The organism is Desulfovibrio sp. ZJ369 (assembly GCF_011039085.1).
Lineage (GTDB): Bacteria > Desulfobacterota > Desulfovibrionia > Desulfovibrionales > Desulfovibrionaceae > Desulfovibrio.
This window is the reverse complement of record NZ_JAAKEI010000004.1, coordinates 1-18,637: the sequence shown is the minus strand read 5'-3', so window position 1 is coordinate 18,637 and position 18,637 is coordinate 1. Positions and strand designations below refer to the sequence as shown.

Genomic DNA, 18,637 nt, shown 5'->3' with positions numbered 1-18,637 from the left:
TCATACAGTGTCTGTCCAATCTGTCCTGTTTGCCGGACAGATGGCCTGCGTCTTCCTTTGAACGGGTCTCATTTGCCAAGTGGGCAGCTCCGACGGAGTCGCAGCGCCGGGGCTGCCCCCTCGAACCGGTTCAGCCCATGCGGGCCGGCCGGGCCGGATCTGTGCGCTCCGGCGGGCAATGCTCCTGCAGATGCAAGAGGCAGTGCCCGGCCGTGGCAAAACCGGCCCGCAGGCCGGGGTAATCCCGGATCACTGCGGCCCGGCCCTGCTCATAGAGAATCAGCACGCCCGCAAAGGCATCCACATCATCGGGATCGTGGGTAATGATCACCGTCGGGATGGTCAGATCCCGGAGCAGCTCCAGAAGTTCCTGCCGCAGACGGTGGCGCAGCAGCGGGTCCAGGGCGGAAAAAGGCTCGTCCAGCAAGAGGAGTTGGGGGGCGGCGTTGAGCGCGCGGGCCAGAGCCACGCGCTGGCGCTGCCCGCCGGAAAGCTGCGCCGGCAGATGCCGGGCCAGATGCCCGATGCCGAAGCGATCCAGCATGGCCTGCGCCTTGTGGCGCTCCCGGGCGCAAAGCCGCCAGGGCCAGCAGCCGGTGCGCGCATAGGCCACATTCTGCAGCACGCTCAAATGCGGAAAGAGGGCATAATCCTGAAACATATAGCCGATGCGCCGCCGCCGGGCCGGAACAAAAACCTTTGTGGCGTCGTCATACAGGGTCCGGCCGTTCAGCCGGATGTATCCCGCGTCGGGCCGCATCAGCCCGGCCAGGCACTGCATGGTCAGGCTCTTGCCCGAACCGGACGGCCCGAACAGGACCGCGGTTTTGCCGCGCCCGCCGATCTCGTATTCCACGTCCAGGCAGAAGGGCAGGGCCGTATTCCTGAATTTCTTGTGCAGACGCAGCGCGATCACCAGGGCCGCCTTTTCAGTTTCAGCAGGAGTTCCGCGGCCATCAGCAGAATGACGCAGGCCAGAGAGGTGATGATCACCAGCCAGGCGGCCTGCAGATCATTGCCCGCCTGAAAGGCGTCGTAGATGGCCAGGGCCAGGGTCTGGGTCTTGCCGGGGATGTTGCCCGCAATCATCAGCGTGGCGCCGAATTCGCCCATGCCGCGCGCAAAAGCCAGCATCAGCCCGGCGAAAATGCCTTTCCAGGCCAGCGGCAGGGAAATGCTCACAAAAACGCGCCATTCCGGGGCGCCCAGGGTGCGGGCCGCGTCCTCCAGATGCGGGTCCACCTGTTCCAGGGCGGCGCGCGCGGATTTGTAGATCAGCGGAAAGACCACCACCGTGGCCGCCACCACGGCCCCCTGCCAGGAAAAAATCAGGTTGATGCCCAGATCCGCCAGCCACTGCCCCAAAAGCCCGCGCCGCCCCACCAGCAGAATCAGGTAATAGCCCAGGACCGTGGGCGGCAGCACCAGCGGCAGGGTGCAAACAGCGTCCACCAGCGCGGGCATGCTTCCCTTTTTGCGGGCCAGAAGCCAGGCCGTGAGCGTGCCCGTCACAAAGGAAAAGAGGGTCGCCAGGCCCGCCACCCTGAGGGAAAGCTCCAGCGGCCTGAGAATGTCAAGCTGATCAAAGTTCATGCGCCGGTAGCCTTCTCCGCTGAAAAAGCAAAGCGAGGAGTTTTGCTTACGGTTTAGAGAAACCGTATCTGGCAAGGATGGCCTGGCCTTGCGGCGAAAGCAGAAAGTCCAGAAAAGCGCGGCCCATTTGGGGATTTTTGCCGGTCAGGGCCACGGCCACAGGATAGAGCACGGGCCTGTGCCCCGGAACCGTCATGACCACATCCACCTTGCCCGCCTGCTGCCTGGCGTCCGTGGCGTAGACAAAGCCCGCGTCCACTTCGCCGCGCGCCACATACTCCAGCACCTGGCGCACGCTGGCGCCCTGGATCAGTTGCGGCTGCAACACATCCCACAGCCCGGCCGTGGTCAGGGCCTCGCGGGTGTAGCGCCCGGCAGGCACGGATCCGGGATTGCCCGCGGCAATGCGCCTGAATGTTTTGAGCTCAGCCAGATCCGCAGGCTTTTTGCCGCCCGCGGGCACGATCAGCACCAGCTCGTTGCGCGCGAAATCCTTGCGTGTTGAAGGGTCCACCACCCTGGAGGCCACGGCTTTATCCATAGTGGCTTGATCCGCGGAGGCGAAAACGTCCACCGGCGCGCCTTCCTGGATCTGTTTGAGCAGGGGATTGGAGGCCGCGAAGTTGACATGCGCCGTCAGGCCGGGATGCTCTTTCTCAAACAGCCCCTTGAGCTCAGTAAAGGCGTTGGTCAGACTGGCGGCGCCGGAAATGGTCATTTCCGAGGCTTTGGCCGGAAGGGCCAGCAGAGCCGTACAGACCAGGGCCAGGGCAATCCGGGTAATGAGCGGGGTTTTCATGAGCTTCTTCTCCTTGCGCGCAGTTGGGGTGGTCATGTCACGGCATCCTATCCCAGTCCGGGCAGCGTGCAAGCTGCTCACGTTTTGCGCTGAAAGCGTGCAGGCTGTACAAAACAGGGGCACTGCCTGTATGATGAGGGCAAACCGGCGGAAAAAGCATGGAGAAAAGCGACACCCGTGAACAACTGGCCGCGCTGCTGCGCACGCTCTCCCCGGCGGATCGGGCCTGGTTGCGCCAGCGCCTTTTGCGCCGCGATTCGGCGGCCCTGATGCAGGACAACGGACGGCTCAGCCCGCAGGAATTGCTGGCCGTGGAGACGTGGCTGTGGGAGCGGGCAGTGGCGGCGCGCGGCCCGCGCGAAAAGCGGCCACGTTTGCGCATCTGGCTGATCTTCATGCTTTTGCGCTATGGGGCCCTGCGTCTGGTGGAGATTTTCGCTCTGCGCATGCATGATCTGGATCTGGAAAACGGCCTGCTGCGCCTGGGCGGCCAATTCCAGCGCGAAGTGCCGCTGCCCCTGGCTGTAAGCCGCCGCTTGCGCCGGATACTGGAAGATCCGGCCCTGTTTCCCGCTGACCGGGAACTGATGCGCTGTGACGCCAGCTATGTGCGCCGCTGCCTGCAACAGTGCGGCGAAGCCTGCGGACTGCCCAAGGGCCTGCTCAGCGCGCGGGCGCTGCGCCACAGCAGGGCTCTGGAGCTGGCGCGTCAGGGCCTGCCGCTGCCGGTGGTGGACATTTTTCTGGGGCGCGGAACAGGCCCTGCCCAGGGCGGCATCGTGCGCTGCGATCCGCGCGAGGCGCAACGTCTTTTGCGCGAACAACTGCAAAGGGAGCGGCCCATGAAAACCAGCGCCAGAAACGTCTTTCAGGGGCGCATTGTTTCTCTGCGCCGTTCCGGCCTGCTGGTCGAAGTGGTGCTGAGCACGGCCGGGGGCTTGCGCATCACGGCTCTGATCACGGATGAAAGCTGCCGCAGCCTCGCGCTTTGCGACGGCAAGCTGGTCAACGCCAGCGTCAAGGCCCCCTGGGTCATGGTCCAACAGGATCCGCCCACGCCCGATCGCCGGGGCAGCGGGTGCGCCGCCGCCGCGGAAAACAGTTTCCCCGCTCTGGTGGAGCGGGTGCGCGAAGACGGGATGGTGGCGGAGATTCTGGCCGCCCTGCCGGAGGGCAGCCAGGTCTGCGCCCTGCAAAGCGCGCAGCCGGGCAGCGGCGTGCGCCTGCGCGCCGGAGACAGGGTACAGGTCGCGTTCAAGGCCTTTTCGGTCATTCTCAGTCTGGAGTGAGTCGGGCCGCCGCCTCAAGGCATCCGGCAGGCAACATGCCTACCGCCGCCGTTGCAGGCGATCCCGGAGGATCACGGCGGCCAGGTTCATGCCCAGTACCAGCAGGACCAGCACAAGGCCCGTACCGTATTGCAACGGCCGGGTCGTTTCTATTTCCGTGCCTGCCGTGGCCAGCACATACATGTGATAGGGCAGGGCCATGACCGCGCTGAAAATAGAATCCGGGTTCTTGGGCGTGTAGAAGACCGCCGCGGTGAACATGATGGCCGCTGTTTCGCCCGCGGCGCGGGCCACGCCCAAAATGGCCCCGGTAAGCATGCCGGGCAGGGCGCAGGGCAGAACCACGCGGGCGATGGTCTGGGATTTGGTGGCCCCCAGGGCCAGGGAAGCCTCCCGGTAGGTGTCGGGCACGGAGCGCAGGGCTTCCTCGGCTGTGCCGATGATCACCGGCAGGGTCAGCACGGCCAGGGTCAGCACGCCGGAAAGGATGCTGACCCCGAAGCCGCAGAAAGTGACAAAGAAAGACAGGCCGAACAGACCGAAAACCACGGACGGCACGCCGGCCAGATTGTTCACGCCCAGCCGGATGAAGCGGGCAAAGCCATTGCGCCCGGCATACTCGTGCAGGTAGACGGCCGAAGCCACGCCCAGAGGAAAGGCCAGGGCCAGGGACCCCAGCGACAAGATGGCCGTGCCCACAATGCAGGGCCAGATGCCGCCCTCGGTCATCATTTTGCGCGGCGGCTCGGTAAGCAATTCCCAACTCAGGGCCGGAAGGCCGTTGTGCAGCAGAAAGGCGCAGACGCCCAGCAGGGCCAGCACGTTGCAGGCCGCGATCACACGCAGCGCGACGAACATGACTGCCTGTTGCACGCCACGGCCTTTGGACGACGTTAAAACATGCATGTGCGGCTCCCTTGCGGTCTAGATCATATTGCTTTTGAAACGCTCGCTCCGGAGCGTAACGGCGAAAGTAAATTTCGCCTGCGCCTAGAGCATTTTGCTTTTGAAATTATTCAATTTCAAAAGCGGCGCTGCCATCATTTCGCGTCCAGGCTTCAGCCGTTGCGACGAAGGAAGCTACGGATGAAGACAGCAACTGGTTACTGCGGCAGCCAGCCAACGCAACCGCTGTCGCTATCCGTAAGCAAGCAAAGCTTGCTAACGGCTACCGCAACGCGGTCTGGACGCTCATTCGGCGCGGGCGTCCGCTCCCGCGGCCGCCAGAGCGGTTGCCGCTTTCAACAGCAAACCGCTCTAAAGGCTGGAGGATCCTGCCTGGCGGTGCTTTTCGGCAATATGCCCGGCCAGCAGGTTAAATGCCAGGGTCAGAAAGAAAAGCACAATGCCGATGGCGAACAGCGCATGGTAATGATCGCTGCGGAAGGGCGCTTCGGCCATTTCAGCGGCAATGGACGCGGGCATGGGCCGCACCGGGTCCAGCAGGGACGTGGGAATCAGCGCCGCGCCCCCGGCCGCCATCAGCACAACCATGGTTTCCCCGATGGCTCTGGACATGCCGAGCATCACGGCTGTGCCGATGCCGGAAAGCGCCGCCGGGATCACCACGCGCAGGGTCGTCTGCCAGCGGGTTGCGCCCAAAGCCAGGGATGCTTCGCGCAGTTCGCGCGGCACGCTGTACAGCGCGTCTTCCGAGATGGAGCAAATGGTGGGCACGCTCATCAGGGCCAGCACCAGCGAGGCGTTGAGCAGATTCAGGCCCGTGGGGGCATTGAAGACTTCCTGAATCCAGGGGGCCAGGATCACCATGCCCAGAAAGCCCAGCACCACAGAGGGCAGGGCCGCCAGCAGCTCCACAAAGGGTTTGATGAACCGCCGCGTTGTCGGGTGCGCGATTTCCGTAAGGTACACTGCCGTAAGCACGCCCAAGGGCACGGCCAGCAGAGAGGAGAGCGCGGTCACCGCCAGTGAGGCCAGAAGCAGCGGAAAGATGCCGAACAGGCCCGGATCTTCCGTGGGATACCAGAGCCGCCCGAAAAGAAAATCAAACACGGAATAATGCGCGAAAAGCGGCAGACCTTCCATGAACAGAAAGATCACAATGCCCGCCAGAGCCAGGAGGGAGCTGCCGGCCACGCCGGTCAACGCGTAGCGGATGATTTTTTCCCTGAGATCCGATCCTGAGCGCATGGGCATGACCCCCTTGAGAAACGTATTTTCTTTGTGCCTGGCCTGCCGCCTGGCCGGTGAGCCATGCCCTGGAGCAGCTTGCTTTTGCTCCGGCGCTTGGCGGCGAAAGTACATTTCGCCTGCGTTTGCTGGCGGGCATGTTCACCGGCGCGGCGGCCGCCTCAATCTGAGCGTGGGCCGTTGCCGACAGCGGACCGGATGCCCTTGCCCCTGTGTCGGCGGCATGTCTTGCCGCCACGGCACAGGCAGCCGTCCGCATATCCGGCCCGCGCTCCAACCGTTTCCGATGGTCAGCCCTAGCGGGAGATGGGCACATAGCCCACTTCCCTGACATTCTTCTGGCCCTTGCCGGGATCCAGCAGATAGTCCACCAGCTTTTTCACGTCACCGGCAGGCTCGCCGTCCGTGAAGATGTACAGCTCGCGCGCTATGGGCCACTGCTTGGAAATCGCGGTTTCGGCGCTGGCTTCCACGCCGTCCACCTTCAGGGCCTTGGTGGATTTGCCCAGATAGCCCAGGCCGATGTAGCCCACGGCGTTTTTATTGTTGGACACGGCCTGAACCACAGCGCCGTTGGAGGCCTGCATCAGGGCCGCCGGGGTGACGCGCTGCTTGTTCATGACCAGCTCTTCCCAGGATTCAAAGGTGCCGGAGGAGGTGTCACGCGAGATGGGCACGATTCTGGCGTCCTGGCCGCCCAGCTCCTTCCAGTTGGTGATTTTCCCGGCAAAAATGTCCCTGAGCTGGCTGGTGCTGAGTGCGCTGACCGGGTTGGAGAGGTGCACCACCGGCACGATGGCGTCCACGGCAATGGCCGTACGCACGGGCTTGACGCTGTTTTTCGCGGCCGCGGCAGCTTCCTTTTCTTTAATGTCGCGCGAGCTCATGGCCACGTTGCATTGTTTTTCGATCAGCGCCTTGATCCCGTTGCCCGAACCGCCGCCGGAAATGCTCAAGCTCACGCCGGGATGCGAGGCCATGAAGGCTTCCCCGGCTTTCTGCACCACGGGCAGCACCGTGGTGGAGCCGTTGATCACAATATCCTGCGCCGCCAGGGCCGGGGCGCTGAGCCCCAGGACGGTCAGAGCCGTTGCCAGCAATTTGCCGAAAGTCATGGTGAATCTCCTTTTTTCGAGCATGGATACTTGAAAAATGCTCTGCCAGGCAGCCGTGCAAACGCGGAGCGTGCCCCGTGCGGCTTTTCAAAAGTACTCTGCTCCGGACTTGCGGCAGGGGGAATCCCTTCCGCGCATTCCCCTTTTGACCGGGCTTTGTTACAGATTGGCGACGAAAAGGCGAAGAGTGCGTGAAGCCTGGCGAAATGCTCCCCAGGGGCGACGGAGCCGGACTTTGCGCCAGTCCGGGCCTGTCGCGAAATTGTAACATTGTGACCATTGTTTTGCCGCAAAAGCCTGTTTTACTGCCCGGCGTGACAAGGGAAGAAATGTATGAGCGCACAATCCGTTCTTGTGGTTGAAGATGAGGCCGACATCCGCGAGCTTTTGCGTTTCAATCTGGAGCGCGAGGGCTTCGGCGTGCTGGAGGCTGAAGACGGGCCCGGCGGCCTTGCTCTGGCCCGGCAGAAGCTGCCGTCTCTGATCCTTCTGGACGTGATGCTGCCCGGTCTGGACGGCTTTGAAGTCTGCCGTCAGCTCAGCGCCCAGGCGGAAACGGCGGATATCCCCATACTGATGCTCACGGCGCGCGGCGAGGAAGTGGATCGCGTTGTGGGCCTGACGCTGGGGGCCGACGACTATGTGGTCAAACCCTTCAGCGTGCGGGAGCTGATGCTGCGGATCAAGGCCGTCCTGCGCCGGGGCCACCGCGCCGCGGACAGCGGCAGACTTGCGCGCCACGGCATTGTGCTCAATCCCGAGGCGCACGCGGCGACCGTGGACGGCGCGGAACTGGCTCTCACGGCCACCGAGTTCCGGCTGCTGGAGGATCTCTTGCGCCATGCGGGTTCGGTGCGCACCCGCGAGCAGTTGCTGAACAATGTCTGGGGCTATTCTTTTGAAGGCTACGCCCGCACGGTGGATACGCATGTGCGCCGCCTGCGCTCCAAGCTGGGCACGGCCGCGGCCACGCTGGAGACAGTGCGCGGCGTGGGGTACCGGATCAAGGCCTAGATCCTCCTCCGCATTGCCTCCTTTGCCGGGCGGCCAGTGCGGACGCATCCGAAAAAAACAGTAACGTAGAACGCAGTCAGTATGTACAGCAGGTAGACTTGTCGGCGCGTCGCGAAGCGTTGCGCGTTCCTGCAGCAGCAAACCGGGGAAGCCATGTTTTCCTTTCGCACCCGTATTTTTTTCAGTGTTCTGCTTGTGTCCCTGCTCTCCATCGGCATTGCCGTTATTTACGGCAAGGCCTGGCTTGAGCGCAGCCAATTGCAGGCCGCGCGGGAGCGCCTGGTCTACGAAACGCGCCTGGCCGGGGTCATTCTGGACAAACTGGGCCCGCAAGCGGCCAACCTGCCGGAACTGGCGCGCATTCTGAATATGCCGAATGAGCGACTTTCCCTTCTGGATGCCCGGGGCACTGTGCTGGGCGACACGGCCAGCGAGGCCCAGCCTGTGACTCGCCTGGACAATCATGCGGATCGCCCTGAAATTCAGCAGGCTCTGGCCACAGGGCAGGGCTTTGCGATCCGGCCCAGCGGGACCCTTGATCTGGATCTGGCGTACGCCGCCACCCGCCTTGAGGATGGCCGTCTGCTGCGCCTCTCCGTCCCCCTGGAAAACTTGCGGCGACTGATTGAAAGCCGGCTGAGCGTGTTCAGCCAGATCGGCCTGTTCACGGCCGCGCTTTCCCTTTTGCTGGCCGTCCTGCTCTCCGGCGCGCTGCGCCGTTCCCTGAACCGGATGATTGCCGTGGTGGAGGGCATTTCTCTGGGCAACTTCCAGCGCCGTCTGCGGCGCATACCGGGCAGCGAGTTTGCGCCTCTGGCCGAGGCGGTCAACCGCATGGCCGAAAATATCGAGCAGCACATGCGCGCCGCCGCGGATCAGACTGCCCAGCTGGAAAGCATTCTGGACACCATGAGCGACGGCGTGCTGGTGCTCGGCCCGCGCGGCCGCATCCGCCGCTGCAACCGGGCCCTGGCGCGCAATTTTCCGGAAGCGGCCGCTGCGCGGGGCGCGCAGGTGGTGGAGGTCATTCCCTCGCCCGCCCTGCAAGAGGCTGTGGACGACATGCTGGCCGCGCCGGAAGGCGAGTACGCCGACGCCCACGGCAAACCTTGCGACCAGGGCGAAAAGGTGCAGCGGCATTTGCATCTGGATCTGCCCTCCGGGCAGGTCATGTCCGTCTGCCTTTCGCGGCCTGCCGGGCCGGACAGACATCTGGGAGCCGTGGCCGTGTTTCACGACATCACGGAACTGGTGCGGCTGGAGCGCGTGCGCCGGGATTTTGCGGCCAATGTCTCGCATGAGCTGCGCACCCCGCTCACGGCCATCCAGGGCTATGCCGAAACATTGATCAGCCTGGACGCCTCGCCAGAGTGCCGCCGTTTTGGCGAAATCATTCTCAAGAACGGAGCCTGTCTCACGCGCATGGTTGAAGATTTGCTCTCTCTGGCCCGCCTGGAGGGCAAAAACGGCAGCCTTGAGCTCGCGCCCACAGACCCGCGCGAAGCCGTGGCCCAGGCCCGCGGCATGTGCCGGGAAGCCCTGGAAAGGCGCGACCTGCGGCTGGAAGAAGATATACCTTCGGATTGCCGCGTCATGGCCAGCCTGCCGCATCTGACGCAGGTCTTTCGCAACCTGCTCGAAAACGCCTGCCGTTACGCGCCGGAAGGCAGTGCCGTGCGGATTGGCGCGCGCAGGAGCGGGAGCGGGGAGCAGGCGGAAGTGGTCTTTCGCGTTACGGATCACGGGCCGGGCATCCCTGCTGAAGATCTTGAGCGGGTCTTCGAGCGTTTTTACCAGGTGGAGCGGCACCGCGGCCAGGCTTCCACCGGCCTGGGGCTGGCTATCTGCAAGCATATCGTGGAACGGCACAACGGCCGGATACGCGCCGAGAGCCCGGCGCAGGACGGCAGCACGGCCATTGTTTTCTCCCTTGCACCGGCAGAAGTGGATCACGACGAAAAAAATCCCGATGGAGCGGCAACGTAATGAAGAAAAATCTGCTGGCCCAAAACGTCAGTGTCTTTTATGGTCAGAACAAGGCCCTGCACGATGTGAGTCTGAGTTTTGCGCCGCAAAAAGCCACGGCCTTGATCGGCCCTTCCGGCTGCGGCAAGTCCACCTTTTTGCGCTGCCTGAACCGGATGAACGATCTGGTGCCGGGCGCGCGCGTGGAAGGAGAAATTCTGCTGGACGGCGAAGACGTCAACAGCCCCAAAACCGATGTGGTTTCCCTGCGTCAACGGGTGGGCATGGTCTTTCAAAAGCCCAATCCCTTTCCCAAGAGCATCTATGAAAACGTGGCCTATGGCTTGCGCGTCAACGGCGTGAGGGATGAAACGCTGATCGCCGAGAAAGTGGAGGCTTCACTGCGCCGGGCCGCTCTTTTCGATGAGGTCAGGGATCGGCTCAACGCCTCGGCCCTGGGGCTTTCCGGCGGGCAGCAGCAACGCTTGTGCATTGCGCGCACCCTGGCCGTGGAGCCGGAAGTGCTGCTGATGGACGAGCCCGCCAGCGCCCTGGATCCCATCGCCACGCAGAAAATCGAAGAGAGCATTCACGAGCTCAAATCCTCGTTGACCATTATCATTGTCACCCATAACATGCAGCAGGCCGCGCGCGTCTCGGACTACACGGCCTTTTTCTACATGGGACGGCTCATAGAGCACGACGCCACGGACGTGATATTCACCCGGCCCGGCAAAAAGCAGACCGAAGATTACATTACCGGCAGATTCGGTTAACGGTTGTCTTGAGCGCGTGTTCCTTCCGCCGCTGTTTTGGCGAGGCGCGCTGCCTTTCATTGAGAACGCATCTTTGAGAACGCATTTTTATCCAGGAGAAAGCCCCATGAACCGGCAGGAAAATCAGTTGCAGCAAATGCTTGTGACCTTGCGCACCCGGCTTCTGGTTATGTGCGCCAGCGTGGGCATTGCCCTGGAAGAGGCGGGCAAGGCCCTGGCCGCCAACGACCCTGGCCGCGCGGCCGCAGTCATTGAAAGCGACGCGGCCATTGATGAGCTGGAAAACGAGATCGACGCCATGACCTTGCGACTGTTGGCGCGCACCCAGCCCGTTGCAGGCGATCTGCGTTTTGTGGTCAGCTCCCTGCGCATGGTGGTGGATCTGGAGCGCATTGGCGACGAAGCCGTGAGCATGGCCGAGCAGGCTATTCTGATGCAGGATATGCCCGGCTACGGGGTCATACCCCATGTGCGCGAGATGTTCGACAAAGCCCGTCAGGCCTTTGAGCAGGCCATGACTATTTTTCGCGCCAATGACGCCGAAGCCGCTCTGGCCATGAGTCTGGGAGAAGACGAGGCCGTGCAGTGCGAGGTGCGGATCATCCAGCGCATCATGGAACGGCTTTCCGGGCCAAAGGCGGATCTGGAGCCGCATCTGGCCATGCACATCATTCTGGTCACCCGTTCGCTGACGCGAATCTGGCGGCGCTCCATCAATATTGCCGAGCATGTGTATTTCATCAATCAGGGGCTGACCCTCAAGCATCACGGCGAAATGAGCGACGGGCCGCAGGCCGCGCAGTTCGCGCCGGAGAAAGAGGACGGGCGGGAGTAAAGGGGCTTTCGCGGCTTCGGGATCTCGATGGAGGCGCATCTTGAAGGATAGAGCGGTTTGCTGTTGAAAACGGCAACCGCTCTGGCGGCCGCGGGAGCGGACGCCCGCGCCGAATGAGCCTGAAAACCACGCTTTTCAGGCGAAATGATGGCAGCGCCGCTTTTGAAATTGAATAATTTCAAAAGCAAAATGCTCTAGGGCGTGTTCACACTTATCAGAAAAAGTCTTGTTGTTTCGGAACACTGCCTCGTAATTCTGCCGGGAAAGGATTTTCGTTGAACTCTTTAAAATAGTTAAGAATGCGCAGAATAGTGCTAACACGCCCTAGAAGCCGAGAACAGCGGGATCCTTCTCTGCGCGCATAAAAAATCGTCGAAAACACTTTACAATGCCCGCAGCTTTCGATAAACAGGAATTGTTCTTAATAAATAACATGCCAACAATCATATGAGAAGGAGAATGTAATGAGCAAAACGCAGGAAAACCTCATGGCTGCCTTTGCCGGCGAATCCCAGGCCAACCGCAAATACCTCGCTTTTGCCCAGGTGGCCGAAAAGGAAGGCCTGCCCCAGGTGGCCAAACTTTTTCGCGCGGCTGCCGCCGCTGAAACCATCCATGCCCATGCCCACCTCAAAAATGCGGGCAAGATCGGCGACACTGCCGCCAATCTTCAGGCTGCCCTGGAAGGGGAAACCTACGAATTCACCAAGATGTATCCTGAAATGATCAAGGACGCCCAGGCCGAAGGCCAGACCGCGGTTGCCAAGTATTTCGACTTTGTCAACAAAGTGGAAGAAGTGCACGCCAATCTGTACAAGAAAGCCATTGCCAATCCTTCGGGCCTGCCCAAGACCGATTACTATGTCTGCAAAATCTGCGGCTACACGCATGAAGGTCCGTGTGATTCCTGCCCGGTGTGCGGCGCGGGCGCGGCGGCGTTCTTCAAGGTTGAAGAGGGCTGCAACTAGAGCCTTCCGCGTTTGGACGCGCATAGGGATTATGATGGGTAGAGGAGCCGCCGCAAGGCGGTTCCTTCCGTTATACTTGGTATTCTGGGTAGATAGGATATTGCGCCCGGTCTGTTCCCTGTTGCCCGCGGCCGCAGGCGGCGGGTGTGTCCCTCTTCATTTTCCTATTTCGGAGTGAGCAGATGCAACTGTGCAACAAATGTGACGGCAGCGGCAGAATTTCCTGCGGCGCGTGTTGGAACGGCCAGCGCAAGCCGCTTTGTCCCGATTGCAGCGGCAAGGGCGTCGCGCGCACGGAGTATGGCGATCAGCCGTGCCCGCGCTGCCGGGGCAACGGCCGGGTGACGCCCGTGAGTTGCCCGCATTGCGGCAACAGCACGCCTTGTCCGGTCTGCAAGGGCAGCGGGCGGGTCTAGAGCATTTTCTCTTTGAAAATGCTCTGCTGACGCGAAAGCGGCAGCCGCCGCAACGCGGCGTACATTCAGGCGAAAACCGCGTTTTTCGCCTGAATGCCACCTTTGACTTTCATAAAAAGTCAAAGGTAATCTGCTCTAGAGTCAGCCCTCAGTAACCATGCAAAGCCGCCTTTTTACGTCCGGCGGCGGGAGCGCTGCTTCCCCACAGGCAGACCGCGTTCAGCCGCAGCGCGCCGGGTCTGAAAGCTTGCCTGCGCGCCCAAGGCATGGGCATGCTCTGTTCAGGCTTTCGGGGCCGGGGCAGGCTCCTTGCGGTGCCGCAGCCAACGGATCAGACGCAGCGTGAGGTTGGAAGCCAGGACCCAGGCGCAGGCGATCACCGTGTCGATGAGCCGCCAGCGCAGCAGGGGAAAATCCCCGCCCCTCTGGAACATGGAAATGTCAATGAGCAGGAGCACCGCGCAGGTAATCACAAAGCTGAACAGAATGTAGTGATCTTTGACGACAAAGGGTATGGCAAAAGCGAACAGGCCGATGCCCAGGCCAATCAGCAGGGGATTGCCCACCGTGTAGAGAATCACGCCAGAGACCAGCACCCCGGCCAGCGTGCCCAGGGTCCGGGCCCACACGCGGAACAGCTCGGTAGCGCCGTCGCTGTGCATGACGAAAAGCACGGTCAGGCCGACCCAGGCCGGGTCGCTGAAGGAAAAATACCGCGCCGCCAGGGTGGAGGCCAGCACCGTCACCGGCACGGCCACCCCGAACAGGCGGCCGTTGGTGGCCCCGTGCATAAAGGCTTTGAATTCGTCCAAAGGTTCGGGTTCCGGGCTGTCCGTCTCAAAGGCCATGCCCACAAGGCTCAGGCAGATGCCCAGGGCAATGCCGCCAAGAAAGGCCAGGGCCATGACCAGGCTTGCGGAAATGCCGAAGGAAGTCAAAAGCACGGAGCAGGCCACATACTTGACGATCAGGCCGAGATAGGCCTGATCGGGCCGGGGCAGGGCCGCCAGCCAACTGAGCAGGAAAAGCAGCACGAGCACAAGGTTGTGCCTCCCGTGCAGGGCTACGCCCAGCGCGGCGGCCAGAACCACCAGCAAGCCGCCGATGCCGATGCCCGCAATGCGGGCCGTGATCCCGTGCCTGGGCGCGATCAGCAGGGCGAACATGGCCCCGAACGAAGCCGTGGAAACAAGGGAAAAAGCCTGAAAAAACACGCCCAGCAGCACGGGCAGCACCAGGGCCACGGCAAACAGAAGGCCTCTGACCGCGGTTTCGGCGGTTTTTTTTTCAGTGGGCGCATGCCTCATATATCCTCCGGCCGCGCGCGGCCTTGTTTGAAGACAGTCATGTTCAGGGATGCCTCTTTTCATACTTCATTCAGAAGAAAAAATGCGTGCCCGCGCCCAGTCCGGGCCGCGCGGCTGCGTGCCCGTCCGGCCGCATCCGTGGGCCGGGCCTCTGCGAAGCATGGCGCAACGCGGCCTGGAAAAAGGCGGCAAACATTTTATGATTTCCGCTCCGTCGCAGCTACGCTTTTTTTCCTGACATGCACGGCCTCGCCCACAATAGTGGCAATGACCACCAGCGAGTAGATGTAGGCCGTCAAGGCCACCAGCACGGTGGCGTTTTTGGCGATCCAGGTGTGCGGGGTGATGTCGCCGTAGCCCACTGTGAGGATGGTTATATAGCTGAAATAAAAGAGATCATTCATGGCCTGCACGCCGGGACCGAGATTATTGAAGGAGCCCGGCTCATGAAATTCGATGGTCAGAAAGATGTAAAAGCCGCAGTAGCCGAGCAACAGCAGGCCGCACACCGCCGCAATAACGATCTTGGTGGTGACCATGTCGGCGTGGTAGATCTGTCGAAAGACCTCCAGCGTCACACTGCCGAAAAAGCAGATATAGAGCAGCAAAAGCTCGTTCTGGATGTTCCTGGTGAAAAAGAGATCCAAGGCCCGGCAGCCCACCAGCAGCACGCCGAAGAGCAGCACCAGCCATAAAATGCTTTTCTTGGATTCAAAAAGCACTGTGGCGGCCAGAAGCTGAAAAGGGAGATACACGGCCTGAGCCATGCCGCCGTAAATATTGTCCGGAAAAAAGATGTTCAAGACAAAAACGCAGAGCAACGAAGTCAGGAGCAATTCAAAACGGTATGTATAAAGTCTTTTTCTGAATGCCGAAATTTTTTGATTCATGATTCACCTCACAAATATGTCTGCTGATACTATAGAGCTCGGCAGAAAGCGGCAAGTTTTTTGTAGGATCTTCCGCGCTCTTGCTGGCGATTTTGCAAAAAAAAGCGCGCCGCCACTGCAAAGAGAAGCAGCGCGAGCCAACCGCACGGGCGTGAGGCTTATAAAACTACCCGGAAAAGCGGCCCGGATATGCTCTTCTGCCCAGCCGCGCAGACAGTGGAGCTGTCCATTGATTCGCTGTGGCGTGGTATACTTGAGCACCCGTCCGGTCGAAAGTTTGCCGTTGCGGCTGTTTCTCGCTTGGCTGACGGGACAATCGGCTGGTGGAATGCCAGCTAGAGCATTTTGCTTTTGAAATTGAATAAGTTCAAAAGCAATATGCTCTAGTTGCGCTTGTTTTTAGCCGCTTTTTTTACTATACTGACCAGTATCGAAAATCATACTGTGCCTCATGCTTCGTCATGCCCCAGCAGCCAGCGGCAGGATTGGCGTTCAAAGAGCCTGGACGGGCTCGCGCCGCATGCCAACGCTCTTTGCGCGGGCTGGCGCGCGGGTGGCGGTGCGTCTGTGCGGCCCCTTTCTGCCGCCCGGCACAGTCTGAAATCCGCGCCTGCCTGAGCGCCGGTGCGGCAAATCTTTGCTTGCAGCAGTTTCCAAAAGGCGGCGTCGCATGGAAGAACTGCGTTTCTGGGCAAAAACCGCGGCTGACGGGCAGCCGGGCATTTGTGTGGCCGAGCATCTGCGCAATGTGGCCCTGGTGGCGGCGGTGCTGGCCCAACGCTATGCCTGTGTGCTGGCGCGCCTGGGGCTGACGGCGGATCAGGCCGCCTTTCTGGCGGCGTGTCATGATGTGGGCAAGATCAGCCGGGATTTTCAAAGCAAATGCCGTCCCTGGCTGGCGGAGCAGGGCTGGCTGGAACTGGCCGCGGCCGGAGACTGGGCACGCCGTACCCGCGCGCACGGCGAGCTGACCAACGAGAGCCTGGCGCGCTTCCTGACGGAACGGGCCGTTTGCGGGGATCAGGGCGCGTCTTCCTGGGCCGCGGCCATCGGCTCGCACCACGGAAGAACGGTGCGCCCCACTGAGCCCGGTTTGCCCCCGCCGCCGGAAAAATCCGATCCCGCCACGCAGGTGGATTGGGAAGCCGCCCGCCGCTGTGCGCTGGAAGAGGCCTGGCAGGCCTGGCAATGCCCGCGTCTGCCGGATGCCGATCCGGCCTGGCCCGGACTCTGGTTTCTGGCCGGGCTGGTCAGCCTGGCGGACTGGCTGGGCTCGGACGAGCGTTTTTTCCCTCCTGATTGCTCTTTGCCTCAGGCTGAGGCCGCCTGCCGGGCCCGGCAGGCCGTGGGCGGGCTGGGCCTGGGGCCTCTGTCCGTGCGGCGGGGCCTGAGCTTTGAGGATTTATTCGATTGCCCGCCCTATGCCGTGCAGCGTTTGGCAGGGGAGGTCATTACCGGCCCAGGCGTGTATGTGCTGGAAGCGCCTATGGGTCAGGGCAAGACCGAGGCCGCGCTGTACGCGGCCTACAGGCTGCTGGAGCAGGGCCGTTCCACGGGCATATATTTTGCCCTGCCCACCCAGGCCACCAGCAACCGCATGCATGAACGCCTGGAGCAGTTTTGCCGCCGCGCCTGCCCGCAGGAGGCCACGTTGCGGCACAATCCGCAGTTGATCCATGCCTCCTCCTGGCTGCGCGAGGACTGCGCCCAACCCACAGGCGGCGAGGTGGATCGGGACGGCGAGCCGGGCGGCGAGCCGGACGCCAACCGGCGCTGGTTCGCCTCTTCCAAGCGCGCCTTGCTGGCCCCGCTGGGCGTAGGCACCGTGGATCAGGCTCTGCTTTCCGTGGTGGCGGCCAGGCATTTTTTCGTGCGGCGTTTCGCCCTGGCCGGAAAGGTGGTAATTCTGGATGAAGTGCATTCCTATGACGTGTACACCGGCACGCTGATCGAAAATTTGTGCCAAGAGCTGATCCCGCTGGGCTGCACGCTGATCATTCTTTCCGCCACGCTCACCCCCCAGGCGCGCGCCCGCTTGCTCGGCGCCGCGCCGCCGGACGAGGCGGCCTCCGAGCCCTACCCCCTGCTTACCGCCAGGCCCGATGGCGCTGCCGCGCCAGACGCGCATCCCGCGCCGCCGCCCAAGGACAAAACCGTGCGCATAGCCTTTGCGTCGCGCGCGGAACTGCTGCGGCGCGCCCGCGAGGCCGCGGCGCAGGGCGCGGCCGTGCTCTGGGTCTGCGATACGGTGGAGAGCGCCCAGCAAACCCGGCAGGAGCTGGCCGCTGACGCGCCCGCCTTTCCTGTTGGCCTGCTGCATTCCCGCTTTCCGTATTTCAAACGCCAGGAGCTGGAAAAACATTGGCTGGATCGCCTGGGCAGGAGCGGATCCGGGCCTCGCGGCGGCATTCTGGTCTCAACCCAGATTGTGGAGCAGAGCGTGGACATCGACGCGGATCTGCTGATCACCGAGCTCGCGCCCTCGGACATGCTTTTGCAACGCCTGGGCCGTCTGCAGCGGCATGAGCGCGGCCCGCGACGCTGGCCGCCGCGCTGTCTGCTGGTGGAGGAAGCGGCAAGCCTGAATGATCTGCGCGGATTTGATGAACGGAGCATTCTGGCCGCCCTGGGCCCCAAGGCTCATGTCTATGCGCCCTATGCCCTGTTGCGCAGCCTGGAAGTCTGGAGCGCGCTTGACGAGCTGAGCCTGCCGTCGGACATCCGGGACATCCTGGCGCATACCTGGGAGGACAAGGCCTTGCCCTCCGCCTGGGAGCGCCTGCGCGACGAGGCCGACGGCAGGAACTTTGCCGCAAAACAGATGGCCGCCCTGCAGAGCAATATCTGGAATCTCTCGCAGGAGGATCGGGAAGGTCCCCTGACCCGCAACAGCGGGTACGAAACCCGGGTCGTCGCCCTCTGTGCGCGCAGGCAAGGCCAAACCTGCACGCTGCTCAACGGCGAAAGCGTGCGCCTGCCGGAGGGCAAAAGCCGGGCGCGCTTTGATCTGCAGGCGGCGCGCGCTCTGGCGCGCAACAGCCTGCGCTTGCCCGCCTATTGCCTGGATCTTGCTCCCGCGCCGTTTTTGCAGCGCAATCATGTGGATGCCCTGGCTCTGTTGGAGGAAAAGGGCGTGCTGTCCCTGCGGGGTTTGAAATCGGAGTATCGTCTGTTGTGGGATCCCGATCTGGGTGTGCGCCTGTTCAAAAATGACTGAGAGCGTTTTGCTCATGAAATGAGCTAAACGCTCTGGCGGCCGCGGGAGCGGACGCCCGCGCCGAATGAGCCTGAAAACCACGCTTTTCAGGCGAAATGATGGCAGCGCCGCTTTTGAAATTGAATAATTTCAAAAGCAAAATGCTCTAGAGCATTTTAACTTTAATTTTTTACATAAAAAATCTAAACTTGTTCTATGAAGTTCGCTCCTGAAAATATTCGTACTATCGTCGTGAAGGCTTACCTGGCAAAACAGGCCACTAGACAGCAGTTGGCTGATATCTTTGGTTATACGCCTGCAAG

The 18,637-nt window shown here is 62.0% G+C and carries 16 protein-coding genes; 8 read left to right on the top strand and 8 right to left on the bottom strand.

Annotated features, from left to right (window positions below; translation table 11 throughout):
• Positions 1–130 precede the first annotated feature (130 nt).
• The 3 genes from G7Y51_RS02040 to modA are packed head-to-tail and all read right to left on the bottom strand — an operon-like array spanning position 131 to position 2,392.
• Positions 131–916, bottom strand: a complete 786-nt coding sequence (locus G7Y51_RS02040) for an ATP-binding cassette domain-containing protein (protein ID WP_165174759.1) — start codon at positions 914–916, stop codon at positions 131–133.
• Positions 913–1,593 carry a molybdate ABC transporter permease subunit gene (gene modB, locus G7Y51_RS02035; RefSeq protein ID WP_165174758.1) on the bottom strand — a complete coding sequence of 227 codons (681 nt, stop codon included), beginning with the start codon at positions 1,591–1,593 and terminating at the stop codon, positions 913–915. The genes G7Y51_RS02040 and modB overlap by 4 nt, the downstream gene beginning before the upstream one ends.
• A gap of 46 nt (positions 1,594–1,639) precedes the next feature.
• Positions 1,640–2,392, bottom strand: coding sequence for a molybdate ABC transporter substrate-binding protein (modA, locus tag G7Y51_RS02030; protein ID WP_165174837.1), 753 nt, complete (start codon positions 2,390–2,392; stop codon positions 1,640–1,642).
• A 158-nt stretch (positions 2,393–2,550) separates the two neighbouring features.
• Here modA and G7Y51_RS02025 point away from each other — a divergent pair, with 158 nt between their 5' ends.
• Entirely contained in the window at positions 2,551–3,681 is a 1,131-nt protein-coding gene (locus tag G7Y51_RS02025; RefSeq protein ID WP_165174757.1) for a TOBE domain-containing protein, read from the top strand.
• Positions 3,682–3,720: 39 nt separating this feature from the next.
• Here the strand turns inward: G7Y51_RS02025 and pstA are convergent, their stop codons facing one another.
• From pstA to G7Y51_RS02010, 3 genes are all read right to left on the bottom strand, one after another.
• Positions 3,721–4,539: a phosphate ABC transporter permease PstA gene (pstA, locus tag G7Y51_RS02020; RefSeq protein WP_165174836.1), complete on the bottom strand. Its 819-nt coding sequence runs from the start codon at positions 4,537–4,539 to the stop codon at positions 3,721–3,723.
• A 399-nt stretch (positions 4,540–4,938) separates the two neighbouring features.
• Entirely contained in the window at positions 4,939–5,832 is an 894-nt protein-coding gene (pstC, locus tag G7Y51_RS02015) for a phosphate ABC transporter permease subunit PstC (RefSeq protein ID WP_165174835.1), read from the bottom strand.
• A gap of 296 nt (positions 5,833–6,128) precedes the next feature.
• Entirely contained in the window at positions 6,129–6,947 is an 819-nt protein-coding gene (locus G7Y51_RS02010; protein WP_165174756.1) for a phosphate ABC transporter substrate-binding protein, read from the bottom strand.
• A gap of 333 nt (positions 6,948–7,280) precedes the next feature.
• Between G7Y51_RS02010 and G7Y51_RS02005 the strand changes: the two genes are divergently transcribed.
• The 6 genes from G7Y51_RS02005 (at position 7,281) to G7Y51_RS01980 (ending at position 12,921) form a co-directional block, all read left to right on the top strand.
• On the top strand, positions 7,281–7,961 hold the full coding sequence (locus tag G7Y51_RS02005) for a response regulator (protein ID WP_165174755.1): 681 nt from the start codon (positions 7,281–7,283) through the stop codon (positions 7,959–7,961).
• A 153-nt stretch (positions 7,962–8,114) separates the two neighbouring features.
• On the top strand, positions 8,115–9,947 hold the full coding sequence (locus G7Y51_RS02000; RefSeq protein WP_165174754.1) for an ATP-binding protein: 1,833 nt from the start codon (positions 8,115–8,117) through the stop codon (positions 9,945–9,947).
• A complete protein-coding gene (gene pstB, locus G7Y51_RS01995; protein WP_165174753.1) occupies positions 9,947–10,702 on the top strand; it encodes a phosphate ABC transporter ATP-binding protein PstB in 756 nt (251 codons plus the stop codon). Before G7Y51_RS02000 ends, pstB begins: the two co-directional genes overlap by 1 nt.
• A gap of 106 nt (positions 10,703–10,808) precedes the next feature.
• The gene (phoU, locus tag G7Y51_RS01990; RefSeq protein WP_165174752.1) at positions 10,809–11,537 is read left to right on the top strand and encodes a phosphate signaling complex protein PhoU; all 729 of its coding nucleotides are present in this window, start codon (positions 10,809–10,811) and stop codon (positions 11,535–11,537) included.
• Positions 11,538–12,001: 464 nt separating this feature from the next.
• Positions 12,002–12,505, top strand: a complete 504-nt coding sequence (locus G7Y51_RS01985) for a rubrerythrin family protein (protein WP_165174751.1) — start codon at positions 12,002–12,004, stop codon at positions 12,503–12,505.
• A gap of 182 nt (positions 12,506–12,687) precedes the next feature.
• Positions 12,688–12,921 (top strand): molecular chaperone DnaJ, encoded by a 234-nt coding sequence (locus tag G7Y51_RS01980; protein ID WP_165174750.1) that lies wholly within the window; start codon positions 12,688–12,690, stop codon positions 12,919–12,921.
• Between the two features lie 281 nt (positions 12,922–13,202).
• On the opposite strand, the gene G7Y51_RS01975 is transcribed toward G7Y51_RS01980, so the two are convergent.
• Positions 13,203–14,228: an FUSC family protein gene (locus G7Y51_RS01975; protein WP_165174749.1), complete on the bottom strand. Its 1,026-nt coding sequence runs from the start codon at positions 14,226–14,228 to the stop codon at positions 13,203–13,205.
• Between the two features lie 197 nt (positions 14,229–14,425).
• A complete protein-coding gene (locus tag G7Y51_RS01970) occupies positions 14,426–15,031 on the bottom strand; it encodes a potassium channel family protein (RefSeq protein WP_241160097.1) in 606 nt (201 codons plus the stop codon).
• 757 nt (positions 15,032–15,788) lie between these two features.
• On the opposite strand from G7Y51_RS01970, the gene cas3 reads away from it, so the two are divergent.
• Positions 15,789–18,335: a CRISPR-associated helicase Cas3' gene (gene cas3 / locus G7Y51_RS01965; RefSeq protein WP_165174747.1), complete on the top strand. Its 2,547-nt coding sequence runs from the start codon at positions 15,789–15,791 to the stop codon at positions 18,333–18,335.
• Positions 18,336–18,637 lie beyond the last annotated feature (302 nt).

Coding starts and splice junctions, on each gene's coding strand:
- modA (WP_165174837.1), bottom strand. CDS start 2,392: ATGAAAACCCCGCTCATTACCCGGATTGCCCTGGCCCTGGTCTGTACG.
- pstA (WP_165174836.1), bottom strand. CDS start 4,539: ATGTTCGTCGCGCTGCGTGTGATCGCGGCCTGCAACGTGCTGGCCCTG.
- pstC (WP_165174835.1), bottom strand. CDS start 5,832: ATGCGCTCAGGATCGGATCTCAGGGAAAAAATCATCCGCTACGCGTTG.
- G7Y51_RS01975 (WP_165174749.1), bottom strand. CDS start 14,228: ATGAGGCATGCGCCCACTGAAAAAAAAACCGCCGAAACCGCGGTCAGA.
- G7Y51_RS01985 (WP_165174751.1), top strand. CDS start 12,002: ATGAGCAAAACGCAGGAAAACCTCATGGCTGCCTTTGCCGGCGAATCC.
- G7Y51_RS02010 (WP_165174756.1), bottom strand. CDS start 6,947: ATGACTTTCGGCAAATTGCTGGCAACGGCTCTGACCGTCCTGGGGCTC.
- pstB (WP_165174753.1), top strand. CDS start 9,947: ATGAAGAAAAATCTGCTGGCCCAAAACGTCAGTGTCTTTTATGGTCAG.
- G7Y51_RS02000 (WP_165174754.1), top strand. CDS start 8,115: ATGTTTTCCTTTCGCACCCGTATTTTTTTCAGTGTTCTGCTTGTGTCC.
- modB (WP_165174758.1), bottom strand. CDS start 1,593: ATGAACTTTGATCAGCTTGACATTCTCAGGCCGCTGGAGCTTTCCCTC.
- G7Y51_RS01980 (WP_165174750.1), top strand. CDS start 12,688: ATGCAACTGTGCAACAAATGTGACGGCAGCGGCAGAATTTCCTGCGGC.
- cas3 (WP_165174747.1), top strand. CDS start 15,789: ATGGAAGAACTGCGTTTCTGGGCAAAAACCGCGGCTGACGGGCAGCCG.
- G7Y51_RS02005 (WP_165174755.1), top strand. CDS start 7,281: ATGAGCGCACAATCCGTTCTTGTGGTTGAAGATGAGGCCGACATCCGC.
- phoU (WP_165174752.1), top strand. CDS start 10,809: ATGAACCGGCAGGAAAATCAGTTGCAGCAAATGCTTGTGACCTTGCGC.
- G7Y51_RS02025 (WP_165174757.1), top strand. CDS start 2,551: ATGGAGAAAAGCGACACCCGTGAACAACTGGCCGCGCTGCTGCGCACG.